This is a genomic window from Acinetobacter sp. 809848 (assembly GCF_000581275.1).
Classification (GTDB): Bacteria; Pseudomonadota; Gammaproteobacteria; order Pseudomonadales; family Moraxellaceae; genus Acinetobacter; species Acinetobacter pittii.
Map to the genome: position 1 here is coordinate 18,681 of NZ_JEXG01000046.1, position 12,873 is coordinate 31,553.

The following is a 12,873-nucleotide window of genomic DNA, read 5'->3' on the forward strand; positions in this document are numbered from 1 at the left end:
ACTATAGAAAAAAGGAGGCAGGGTGCCTCCTCTTTTTTTAGACATTAAATGAATGAGTCATTCACTATCATTTGATCACTTTTGTTCTTGCAATTTTGTCATGTAAAGCTTGTCGCTTTTGTCCTAATGCAAAAGCATAGTCAATAATTGTACTGATCGGCATAAACAGTAAGTTTAATATGATAAAAACAATACTTCTTAATAAGAAGATGCGAGTTAAATTAACCTTGCTATTGTCCTCAGCATCTACAATTTTAATTCCAACGATTTTCTTACCTATACTCTGACCAAACTTTGTTAAAAGAACGGCTTGAATTGCAAGCATAATTACGACGTAAAGAAGCATTGAATGCCAAGCTTCTATTGGAATTAAAGTAAAAAGTTGTTGTTGCAATTCTGCAGCTTTAGTCGATGCGACTTCGGCAGATTGCATCTGTTTTTGCAGCTCGAATAATTGCTTATATTGAGCTTCATTAAAGAAAAAAGAAGGAATTGCAGCGATTGGTAACCAAAGCAATAAATCAATAATTTTTGCTAAAGCCCGAGCCGGAATAGACGCAAGTTCATGAACTTTAGGTTCTACACGAATTTGACGAATAGTTTCATTAGTTGATGTATTCGTGTTTATTGTAGGTACAGAATAACCGATAGGTTGATATACAAGTTTACCTTGGGTTAATTCTCCTAAAGCTTTCCATTCTGTCATGCCTTCATGCCAAGCTAAATCAGTTAACAAAATTTGTTGGCTAGCCAACATTTGATTTACTTGTTCTAAAGTATAAGGCCCAGCTTGTTGATTATTACGTGCCAAGTAAATTTGCATAAATAAAAATTCTCTATTCTAAAGATGAAAAAAGACCCACGGATGGGCCTTTTTTTATAACATATTAGATTTGCTTGATTTTTTCTTCAGCAAGGAAGAACCATGTATCTAAAACTGAGTCTGGGTTAAGAGAGACAGATTCGATACCTTGTTCCATTAACCATTTTGCAAGATCTGGATGGTCTGAAGGACCCTGACCACAGATACCTACATATTTACCTGCTTTACGGCAGGCATGGATTGCCATTGAAAGAAGAGCTTTAACAGCTGCATCACGTTCATCAAATAAGTGTGAAACAATACCTGAGTCACGGTCAAGGCCTAACGTTAACTGAGTTAAGTCATTAGAACCAATAGAGAAACCATCGAAGTGCTCTAAGAATTGTTCAGCTAACAAGGCATTAGTTGGTAATTCACACATCATGATTACTTTTAAGCCGTTCTCACCACGTTTTAAGCCATTTTGTGCAAGTAATTCAATAACACGTTTCGCTTCAGATACTGTGCGTACAAAAGGAATCATGATTTGAATATTGGTTAGACCCATTTCATCACGAACTTTCTTAAGTGCGCGACATTCTAATTCGAAACAATCACGGAAGTTATCAGATACATAACGGCTTGCACCACGGAAACCGAGCATTGGGTTTTCTTCTTCAGGCTCGTATAACTTACCACCAATTAAGTTTGCGTATTCGTTTGACTTGAAGTCAGACATACGAACGATCACTGGCTTGTCACCAAATGCAGCAGCAAGAGTCGCAATACCTTCAACCAATTTTTCAACATAGAAATCTACAGGTGAAGCATAACCCGCTGTACGAGTTAAAACCGCAGCACGAGTTTCACGAGGTAGGCTATCAATGTTGAGTAGGGCTTTAGGGTGCACACCGATCATACGGTTAATGATGAACTCAAGACGAGCAAGGCCAATACCTTCATTTGGAATTTGAGCAAAGTCAAATGCACGGTCAGGGTTACCTACGTTCATCATAATTTTGAACGAAAGCTTAGGCATAGATTCGATTGAGTTGCGTTGAACTTCAAAATCTAAAGCACCTTCGTAAATGAAACCTGTATCACCTTCAGCACAAGAAACAGTTACTTCCTGGCCATCAGTTAATACTTCTGTTGCGTTCCCACAACCAACAATCGCTGGTACACCAAGTTCACGTGCAATAATTGCTGCGTGACATGTACGACCACCACGGTTAGTGATAATTGCAGCAGCACGTTTCATTACCGGTTCCCAGTCAGGATCGGTCATATCTGATACAAGAACGTCGCCTTCTTGAACTTTGTCCATTTCTTTAATTGAGTTAACAATACGGACTTTACCAGAACCAATACGTTGACCAATTGAACGACCTTCACAAAGAACAGTACCTCTTTGTTTGAGAAGGTAGCGTTCCATAGTGCCTACATTTTGGCGGCTTTTTACAGTTTCAGGACGGGCTTGAACAATATAAATTTGACCGTCATCACCGTCTTTTGCCCATTCGATGTCCATTGGCGCACCGTAATGCTGCTCAATGATAAGCGCTTGTTTTGCAAGCTCTTGTAACTCATGGTCATTTAAAGCGAATTGTTGACGATCTTGTTTTTCAACATCAACAACAACAACAGATTTACCCGCGGAACCTTCTTCACCATAAATCATTTTTTGGTGTTTAGAGCCAAGGTTACGACGTAAAACAGAATGTCTTCCTGCATTTAATAATGGTTTAGATAAGTAAAACTCATCTGGGTTAACGGCACCTTGTACAACCATTTCACCTAAACCGTAAGAGGCAGTGATAAATACAACATCACGGAAACCAGATTCTGTATCAAGTGTAAACATTACACCCGCAGCGCCAGTTTCAGAACGAACCATACGCTGAACACCCGCTGAAAGTGCAACGATGTCATGATCAAAACCTTGATGCACACGGTAAGAAATTGCACGGTCATTATATAAAGAAGCAAATACTTCTTTAATCGCAATAAGTACGTTATCAATACCGCGAATATTCAAGAAAGTTTCTTGTTGACCCGCGAAAGAAGCATCTGGTAAATCTTCAGCAGTTGCAGATGAACGAACGGCAACCGCGATATCAGGGTTGCCGTTAGAAAGTGCTGTAAAAGCGGCGCGAATTTCTTGTTCTAAGGTTGCAGTGAGTGGAGTCTCTACAATCCATTGACGAATTTTAGCGCCTGTTTCTGCAAGAGCATTTACGTCATCGACGTTGAGTTGAGCAAGTTCTGCTTGAATTCGAGCGTTAAGACCACTTTGGTCTAAGAACTCACGATAGGCAGCAGCAGTAGTTGCAAAGCCACCAGGTACCGATACACCAGCATTTGATAAATGGCTGATCATTTCACCCAAAGATGAGTTTTTCCCACCTACGAGTTCGACATCGTGTTTCCCTAATTTTTCTAGACCGATTACGCGCGCTTCCAAAGTTTTCACTCCACTTTTGCAGTATTAATGTCTATCTTGGCATGAAATTATAAAAATAAAGTGCTTAGTTGAGAATTATACTAAGCGACAGTCATGTAAGATCAGTTTACTATAAAGATTATATAGCACTAAGACAAATGTTTAAGGAGAATTTTAATGTCAGAAAGTAAACAATTTAAGCGGAGTGTTTTTTTTATTTCTGATGGAACTGCAATTACTGCCGAGACTCTTGGACATTCGTTATTAGCACAATTTCCCAATGTAGATTTTGATATTCACATCATGCCATATATTACAACTGAAGAGGCGGCAATGGATGTGGTGGTTGAGATTAATCGATGCCAAACCAAAGACGGTTGTCTACCTTTAGTATTTGATACTTTAGTCGATCCGCATGTGCGAGAGATTATTAATACGGCTAAAGCGGTTAATCTGGATGTGTTTGAAGGTTTAATTAGTAAACTTGAACAAGAACTTGGAACACCACCAACAACATTGGTCGGGCAGACTCATGCGGTAACCGATTCTGAATATTATAAAGCCCGTATCGATGCTGTTCATTTTGCGCTTGATAATGATGATGGGGCACGTACTCGTCATTATGATAAAGCGGATTTAATCTTAATTGGAGTTTCCCGTTCGGGTAAAACACCGACTTCCATTTACTTATCTCTTCAATTCGGTATTCGCGTTGCAAACTACCCGTTAACTGAAGAAGATTTAGATGATAACCGTTTACCAGCAGTATTAAGAGCTCATCGTAGCAAGTTATTTGGTTTGATGATTGATGCTGAGCGTTTGGTCGCAATTCGTAGTGAACGTAAAGCGAATAGCCGTTATGCAAGTTTTAGCCAATGCCAAATGGAGCTAAGAGCAATTGAAGGGATTTATATTTCAGAAGGCATTAAATATTTAAATGTGACCGAAATGTCGATTGAAGAGATTTCAACTCGTATTTTACAAATGACGGGATTAAAACGTCGTATTGGTTAATTTAATCAATTGTTTATTTTAACCATTCAATTTTTGTATATTAATTTATAGATAAGTTGAATGGTTTTTTAATATATATCACAGACAAAAATTAAAGTTTTATATATAAAACTAAATATTATTAAATAGTTTTTATTGGTTATAAGCCCGTAGTTATTTTGAAACTCATTTGTAAATTTAAATAACACTATTGAAAAGAAGTGTATGTTTTTTATTGTGCTGAAAAATAGTAATTCTTTATTTTTTATAAATATTTTTTAAAAGCATTCATGAAAAATCCACAATTTGTAAAATGTTAAATAGGTCACACTTTTTTGGTATTGTGTGATTGGTTTTTAATTTTAATTATACTTTCCCACCTCGATATGGGACTATCCGATTATCAAAATGCTAAAAAAATGTGTTTTTTCATTGGTATATATCTTGCCTCTTAATTTATATGCTGCTCAAGTAGATGAATTGCGAGAGCAAGCTATTCACACTTACAAAACTGGGCAAACTCAACAAGCAATATTGCAATTAGAACAATTGCTAAATAAGTATCCACATGACCAAAAATTACTGGCTGATTATTTAGTTGTAATGTCAAGTGAAAAAAGAGATTTATTAACTTTTTCTTCTCAGTATTTAGCAAATGTTAATTATGTGACTTTTCCAGAATATGGGCAACTACCATTAATACGTAATTTTCGTGATTTTAAACACTTTAAAAATGCAATTGAGTGGTCGAATAAATTTAATATTCAAAAGACATCTGATGGGCAGATTTTATTAGCGGTTCTATATGCTGAGGCTAAAGATCCTGTAAATGCTAAGGTGCATTTATCTGGTATTAAGAGTAAAAATCTTACAGCCGATCAATTTGTTCAAATTGCTTATGCATATCGACTCATTAATTCACCTGTAGATGCTTTATCTGCAATCGAGCAAGCTTATCAACAACAACCAAAATCTTTTGCGGTTTTGCAAGAATATAGTTACGACTTGGCGGCTGTAGGCGCTTATAAAAAAGCTCAGCAGTTGCTGACTGCCAGTGATAAAAATGCGCAAACAGAATCGTTACAACACTGGTTACAAGTCAGCGAGTTTTCTCAACGTGTAAATAACGCAATTACCCGCTATAAATATTTGAATCGTGAAGGCATGTCGGACAGTGAAGGCTTTGCCGAGCTTGATGCTGTGTTGAAACAAGGTGAACAAATACAGCCTTTGATTCAACCGTCAGACCCTAATTATTTAAGATTTCATTATGACTATTTGTATGCTTTGGACTTTCGTGGGCGTAGCCGTACGGTATTAGATGAATTTACTAAATTAAATGTACCGTTTGAAAAGCTACCAGCTTATGTTCGTCATGCGATTGCTGATAGTTATTTAGCTGAAAGACAACCGCAGCAGGCTGAACTCGCTTTTAAAACCTTACTTACCGAAAAAAACTACTCAGATATGACGGTATATACGGGGCTTTATTATTCTTATATTGAACAAGAAAAATATAAGCAAGCTGAACAACTTTTAAGTGAGGTTGATCGTTTAATCCCTACGTATAAATATAGCCAAGCCAAGGGAGTAGATAAATCAAGCCATCCTGATCGTGATGATTATATTGCTTTACAAGGCATGCATTTAGCTTATGCAAATCATTTGGATAAATCAGAAAAGCACTTTCAAAAACAAGTAGATCTTGCACCTGCTAATGAAGGTTTAATTAATAACCTTGCTCGTGTTGAGCGCTGGAGAGATAAACCGTTACAGGCAAAGCAAACAATTGCTCGTTTAAATGGTTTAACACCCGTTGCTAAAGATACGCGTATTAATCAAATGCAAAATGCTCAGGCTTTAGGACATATTCCTGAATGGCGCAAAAGTACAGAAAGTCTTTTGCAATATTATCCTGAAGATAGCGGTGTAGTTAAAAGTCGAAAAGAGTTGGATGATCGTGATAGAGCAACCATCTCGCACTCTACAACTTGGGGGCAGAGTAAAGCAGAAAATAGCGATTCTGTGAGTGGGCAAAATGGCTTAAAAGATCGAGAAATGGAAACTCGTGTTAATAGCCCTTGGATTAAAGATAATTATCGTCTATTTGCTTGGCATCAAGATCGTTACGGTGAATACCGTTTTGGTGATGTGCATGACCAACGTTATGGGGTTGGTGCTGAGTGGCAAGCAAACCGTAAGGCATTGTCGGCAATTTTGTCGCAAAGTACAGATGGTGGCCAAGCAGGTGTTCGTCTTGATTGGTCGCAATGGTTAAACGACCACTGGCAATATCAATTGCAATATGACAGTCAGGCTAATATTCCATTACAAGCAATTGATGCTGGTGAGGATGGGCAAGCTTACCGTGCTGCTTTGACATGGCAAAAATATGAGTCACGCCAAATTGGAGCGAGCTATGGCTTAACCGATATAAGTGACGGTAATAAACAACAAGAATTTTCTACTTTTTGGCGTGAGCGATTATTTGATGCGCCTCACCATATTACTTACGGAACCGTTCGTGGATTTTATGGCAGCAATAGCCAAGATCAGACTGCTTACTTTAGCCCAAGCAATCATTACAGTGCCGAGTTGAATTTAAGCCATGACTGGGTCACTTGGCGAGAGTACGAACGCTCATTTAAACAACATTTTGAAGCTGGAGTAGGGCTATATAAACAAGCAGATTACTCAGCTCGACCAACATACTCTTTGCAATATCAACATCAATGGCAGCTCTCACGGACTTGGCAACTTAATTATGGAATTGGTTGGCAATACCATCCATATGATGGTCATGATGAACAACATACCTACGGTATTTTCGGATTTGAAGGGCGTTTTTAATGAATAACATGATGTCAAAAATGTTGAGCTGTGTGTTTGCCTCAACATTATTACCCGTACAATTTTCTCATGCCCGCATTGAAACTGAACTACCAAAAAATCATACGGTTTCGTTAACTTTTCATGACGTGCGAGATGACGTACTCAAGGAAGGTGACCGCGATGTTTATGCGATTCAGACCAATAATCTGGCACAGTTCCTCGATTGGCTTAGCCAGTCGGACTGGAAACCGATTCGACTAAAAGACATTGAAGAGGCACGTAAGCAAGGTAAAGAATTACCTCATAACTCTATTCTACTGACCTTTGATGATGGTGCTTTAAGTAGTTATAGCCGAGTATTTCCTTTGCTGAAGCAATATCAGATTCCAGCAGTTTTTGCTCTTCCAACCAGTTGGTTAAATGGCAATACTAAGGCAGGTTATGAAGCTTATGGGCAGGGTAACTTGGTGAACTGGGCTCAAGTTCGTGAAATGCAAGCATCGGGGTTAGCCGAGTTTGCAAGCCATAGTGATGATTTGCATCATGGTGTATTAGCCAATCCTCAAGGTAATGAGCAACCTGCTGCAACTTCTTATGCCTATTTAAAATCGCAATCACGTTATGAAACCGATGCGGAATATCAACAACGTATTTTGCAGGATTTAAAAAAATCTTATGCAGTTTTGAAAAAAGAAGTAGGGGTTAACCCTAAAGCAATTATTTGGCCTTATGGCGCCGTGAATGAACAGTTAGAGAAGCTAGCACAACAGGCAGGTTTCCAGTTTTCATTCAGTTTGGGACGTGATGGTATGAATCGCGTGAGTGACTCAACTTTTAAGCGTAGTTTAGTCATTGATAACCCTACAGCCGAACAACTGACAGAAGGAATGTTAAATATTCTGAATTTCGAAGAGTCAGATTTATTTAAGCAATCGCGTCATTTTGTGAGTATGGATTTAAAGCATTTGGCAGCGCCCCACAATACCCAAACTGATGAAAAACTTGGGCAGTTATTATCAAAACTGTATAGCTTAAAAAACAACGCTTTAATCTTAAAGCCTTTAGAAGACAAAGATGGAGATGGGCAATATGATGTCGCTTATTTCCCTACAAATAAAATATCTGTTCAACAAGATATTCTAAATCGTAGTTTATGGCAGGCTCAAACTCGTGCTGGTCAATCTGTAATATTAGAGTTGCCTGCTTATCCGCAAAAAGATAAACCATTTCTAACTGTAGATTTGGCTAAAGATATTGCGCGTTTTAACAGTAATTTAAGTGGTGTTCAGCTTAATGCAGGATCATCTTTAAATTGCGCAATGCAAAAAATAACCGTGCAAGAAAGCAGTTGCATTGAACAATCAAAACAGCTCGAACAACTGAGTCAACTGACTAAAAAAGCGGTCAAACCTTATTTAAATATGAGTAATCAGGCACAGTTTAGTTTATTGCTTACACCTGATTTAGATCATATCGAAAATCTACCTGAGCTTATAAAAACGCTTTTATTGCAACATGATTTAGTCAATTTGAAGTTCGATGTGATTGGCAAGAAAAAACAATTTAATCAGTTGTTAACGCTCTTAAATACACTTGATGAAAATAATAAGCAAAGAATAATGCTGACTTTAGTATTACCAGAAAATTCGCAAAAAAATGCTTGGGAAGAGGTTCAGCAAGGGCTCTTTTCTATTCAGCGAATAGGAATCCAGAAATTCGGTATTGATGGCTATGACTTTGAAAAATCAAAAGATGTTCATCAGTATTTATATAATCCGCTTAGTCTGAATGCTAGCCCTGTGATGTATCAGCCTTTTGCTGGATTGGTAGAGGGGAAAAAGTAATGAGAGTATTACTCGATATTCTGTTTGCTTTTGCCTTTTTATATCCCTTACTGATGGCTTGGACATGGATGGTAGGGGGACTTTGGTTTTTCTTTAAAAGAGAATACCGCGAACAAGCGCTTCCTGAACCTACAGGTGAAGGATGCAGTATCATCATTCCGTGTTTTAATGAAGAAGCGCAAGTACGCCAAACAATTCGTTATGCGCTACAAACCAAATATCCTAATTTTGAAGTCATTGCTGTTAATGACGGAAGTAGTGATAGGACCGCCGAAATTCTAGATGAATTGTCAGCGCAAGATTCACGACTTCGGGTTGTACACTTAGCAGAAAATCAGGGTAAGGCTGTAGCTTTAAGATCGGGAGTACTGGTTAGTAAATACGAATATCTTGTTTGTATCGATGGAGATGCGTTGTTGCATCCGCATGCGGTACTTTGGTTAATGCAACCATTTATTAACTTCCCGCGAATTGGTGCTGTAACTGGTAATCCACGAATTTTAAACCGATCTAGTATTTTAGGAAAATTACAAGTTGGTGAATTTTCTTCGATTATTGGTTTGATTAAACGTGCACAACGTACATATGGTCGTATTTTTACCGTATCTGGTGTGATTGCAGCATTTCGTAAAACTGCACTCGCTCGAGTCGGGTTTTGGTCAGACGATAAAATTACCGAAGATATTGATATTTCATGGAAGTTACAGCTAGACCATTGGGATATTCAGTATATTCCACAAGCACTTTGTTATATCTATATGCCTGAGACATTTAAAGGTCTATGGAAACAGCGTCTTCGCTGGGCGCAAGGTGGGGTAGAGGTTCTTATAGAATATATTCCACAAATGTTCAAACTGCGTGTTCGAAGAATGTGGCCGGTCATGATTGAGGCGCTAGTCAGTATTATCTGGTCTTATGTGATGATCATGATCTTCACGCTATTTTTTGTGGGATTGTTTATTGAGCTGCCTCAGCAATGGCAGATCAAAACGCTTATGCCACAGTGGTACGGTGTAATATTAGGCGGAACATGTTTGATCCAGTTTTTAGTGAGTTTGTGGATTGATCATCGTTATGACCGAGGGCGTTTTTTTAGAAATTACTTTTGGGTGATTTGGTACCCGTTATTTTTCTGGCTACTGACTTTGTTCACAAGTGTCGTTGCGGTACCAAAAACTTTATTTAACACAAAAAAACGTGCCCGTTGGGTAAGTCCAGACCGAGGCTTCCGTGGAGATAACCCATGAAACTTGAGGAAAATAAGGATATAGAGACTTTAGATATCCCTGAATATATTGATCAGCCGGAATATGTCAAAAATAAAACAGCAAACTATACATTACAAACCATTGGCTGGATTTGTTTAATGTGGCTGCTTTTCCCACTGGTTTCACTGTTTTTATGGGTTTTTGAAGGTCACTTAATTTATGATTACGTCTGGATAGACCACTTATCAGAAGTTAAGACCTTATTACATTTAGCATTAATGATCGGAATTAGCGCGCTTATTTTAATTTTATGGGCAAGTTATAACTGGATTAGGTTTAGTGGTGAGGACCGACGTGCTAAGGCACCTAATAGTTCTGTAGAATTATTAGCGGCCCAATTTTCAGTTACTTCCGATATGCTAAATGATTTGCAAGAAAAACAGCGCATCATTTTGCATTACGATGATCATGGTAATTTGCAAAAATATGAGTAAATAAAAAAGCATGGCCTAAAACCATGCTTTTTTTTACTTTTATGGTATTGCTCTGATAATAATATCAACGGGTTGTTCTATACCATCCATGCTGTGAATAGATCTATTGGTAATTTTAACAATTGGCCATGTTTGCAATTTACAGTTGGGTTTCTGAAGTGCTGCATAATAACTGTCGGATTTAAAAAATACTTTTTTGGTGGTTGCAGTATTGGGAGTCAAAAGACGCTTAAGCCATGGTTCGTTTACTTGGGTTTCTAGAAAACGTAATGCCAGAATGCTTTTAACACGATTGTTAAATAACCTGCGGTTTTTGATAATAAGTGGGTGAGTAATTAACTTATGTGTACCCATCTGACTATGGGGCAAAATAAAATGAGGGGTGATTTGGAAGACAGTCACAAATTTTGCTTGCTGGCAGATTTTTTCAAGATGAGTCACGCTATCTTGATTTGTACCAATAATCGCGACAGATGAATGTGAAAAGTCAAACTCTTTAATTGATGTTGAGGAAATCACTTGACCAGTAAAATCTTCGAAATCTTGAGAGATATTCTGAAAAATCACTGATTTTGAAGTGTTATTTTTAATATTAATACTCATTTTCCAAAAGTCCTTTTGGTTTTTTAAATCATGATGTTTTTATCGTTTTAATATAAATAACCAAGCAGGAAGTTGGGGTAAAGTCTTTTCAGATAGATGGTCATCCCATACTCGAAATTAATTCAAGTATGGGAATGCGAAGCGGAGTTTAATGTTCTGATTTTACATTCATGAGTTGTGTAAAGCTTTCTAAACGTTTAGCTGTATCGTATACATCACATGTAAAAATAAATTCATCAACATCGTATGTAGCTAACAGCTTTTGTAAACCAGAGCGAACCGTATCTACAGAACCAATTTGTGCCATTGCATAGAAGTTTTCGACAGAAAGTTGTTCTGCTGTATTCCATAATCCCTGCATTGATTCAACTGGAGGTTTAAGCTTCAAACTTTCTCCACGAATTAAACCTAATACGCGTTGGTAAGCACTTGTTGCTAGAAACTGTGCTTCCTCATCTGTATCTGCTACAACAACAGGTACACCCATTGAAACATATGGCTTATCTAGATACTCAGAAGGTTCAAAGTTCTCTCGATAAAGTTGAATGGCTTGACCTAACATACGTGGTGCAAAATGTGATGCAAATGAGTAGGGAAGTCCAAGTTTTGCCGCGAGTTGTGCACTAAATAGACTAGATCCAAGTAACCAAACAGGAACATGTGTGCTTTGCCCCGGTGTTGCAATAATTTTTTGTCCTGCTTGAGGTACATCGAAATATTTTAAGATTTCGACAACATCTCTAGGAAACTGATCTTCTGTTTCTTGATGACCACGGCGTAAAGCTCGCATGGTGAGTTGATCTGTACCGGGAGCACGGCCTAAACCAAGTTCAATACGATTTGGATATAAAGTAGCAAGCGTCCCGAATTGTTCTGCGACAACTAAAGGAGCATGGTTAGGAAGCATAATTCCGCCTGAACCTAAGCGAATATGCTGTGTATGTGCTGCAATAAAACCGAGTAAGACAGCGGTAGCTGAACTTGCGATTCCATCCATGTTGTGATGTTCAGCAAGCCAGAAACGTTCATAACCTAGTTTTTCTGCATGTTGTGCCAATTCTAATGCGTGACGTAATGAGAATTCGATGGTTTTATCATTACGAATAGGAGCAAGTTCCAAAATGGAGAACTTGGTATCTTGAAGTGATCGCATGCGATATTCTCGAATAAGGATATATCGAAATAATACGATATATGGGGTGTGATGTATATCGTTTTTTTTCGATATTAATTTTTAGCTATAAATAAAAAAGCACCCGAAGGTGCTCTTTTGATTCATCTGTGAATTAGCGGTTTTTATACCAACCACGGTGTAAGCCATTGTCATGGCGACGGCTACCACCTTTATAATAACGACGGTCACCATCGTAATATCTGCGGTCATCACGATCGTAACGATCACGGTCATAACGGTCATCGTAGTTACGGTCTTCAGCAACTTTACGACCTAATGCAGAACCACCAGCTGCACCTACTGCTGCACCGATGTATCCACCGTTGGTGCCGCCCATATTTTTGCCGACTGTATAACCAGCACCACCACCTAAAGCACCACCAATTGCAGCTTCTGTACGATTACGACGATCACTTGCTGCTGCTGCACCACCAGCACCACCTAAAGCAGCACCGATTGTTGCACCTGAGGTACCACCAA

At 38.2% G+C, this 12,873-nt stretch carries 10 protein-coding genes; 5 read left to right on the top strand and 5 right to left on the bottom strand.

The features are described from left to right. Positions 1-67: 67 nt before the first annotated feature. Both J536_RS21750 and ppsA read right to left on the bottom strand, forming a co-directional pair. Positions 68-823 (bottom strand): RDD family protein, encoded by a 756-nt coding sequence (locus J536_RS21750; protein WP_002119677.1) that lies wholly within the window; start codon positions 821-823, stop codon positions 68-70. Positions 824-887: 64 nt separating this feature from the next. Further along, complete coding sequence (gene ppsA / locus J536_RS21755; protein ID WP_005803576.1) at positions 888-3,275, bottom strand: phosphoenolpyruvate synthase; 2,388 nt, start codon at positions 3,273-3,275, stop codon at positions 888-890. Between the two features lie 147 nt (positions 3,276-3,422). Between ppsA and J536_RS21760 the strand changes: the two genes are divergently transcribed. The 5 genes from J536_RS21760 (at position 3,423) to pgaD (ending at position 10,616) form a co-directional block, all read left to right on the top strand. Beyond that, positions 3,423-4,259 carry a pyruvate, water dikinase regulatory protein gene (locus J536_RS21760; protein WP_002119749.1) on the top strand — a complete coding sequence of 279 codons (837 nt, stop codon included), beginning with the start codon at positions 3,423-3,425 and terminating at the stop codon, positions 4,257-4,259. 387 nt (positions 4,260-4,646) lie between these two features. Then, the gene (gene pgaA, locus J536_RS21765; RefSeq protein ID WP_032063193.1) at positions 4,647-7,088 is read left to right on the top strand and encodes a poly-beta-1,6 N-acetyl-D-glucosamine export porin PgaA; all 2,442 of its coding nucleotides are present in this window, start codon (positions 4,647-4,649) and stop codon (positions 7,086-7,088) included. Further along, entirely contained in the window at positions 7,088-8,914 is a 1,827-nt protein-coding gene (pgaB, locus tag J536_RS21770; RefSeq protein ID WP_032063192.1) for a poly-beta-1,6-N-acetyl-D-glucosamine N-deacetylase PgaB, read from the top strand. The genes pgaA and pgaB overlap by 1 nt, the downstream gene beginning before the upstream one ends. Beyond that, the gene (pgaC, locus tag J536_RS21775) at positions 8,914-10,161 is read left to right on the top strand and encodes a poly-beta-1,6-N-acetyl-D-glucosamine synthase (protein ID WP_014207132.1); all 1,248 of its coding nucleotides are present in this window, start codon (positions 8,914-8,916) and stop codon (positions 10,159-10,161) included. Before pgaB ends, pgaC begins: the two co-directional genes overlap by 1 nt. Continuing rightward, complete coding sequence (gene pgaD / locus J536_RS21780) at positions 10,158-10,616, top strand: poly-beta-1,6-N-acetyl-D-glucosamine biosynthesis protein PgaD (protein ID WP_017480835.1); 459 nt, start codon at positions 10,158-10,160, stop codon at positions 10,614-10,616. Before pgaC ends, pgaD begins: the two co-directional genes overlap by 4 nt. Before the next feature lie 39 nt (positions 10,617-10,655). Here the strand turns inward: pgaD and J536_RS21785 are convergent, their stop codons facing one another. The 3 genes from J536_RS21785 to J536_RS21795 all read right to left on the bottom strand — a co-directional run. Then, positions 10,656-11,219, bottom strand: coding sequence for a hypothetical protein (locus J536_RS21785; RefSeq protein ID WP_032004706.1), 564 nt, complete (start codon positions 11,217-11,219; stop codon positions 10,656-10,658). 148 nt (positions 11,220-11,367) lie between these two features. Beyond that, positions 11,368-12,372 (bottom strand): LLM class flavin-dependent oxidoreductase, encoded by a 1,005-nt coding sequence (locus tag J536_RS21790; RefSeq protein WP_032063191.1) that lies wholly within the window; start codon positions 12,370-12,372, stop codon positions 11,368-11,370. A gap of 133 nt (positions 12,373-12,505) precedes the next feature. Then, a partial coding sequence (locus J536_RS21795) for a glycine zipper (RefSeq protein ID WP_032063190.1) occupies positions 12,506-12,873 on the bottom strand: 368 nt, incomplete at its 5' end.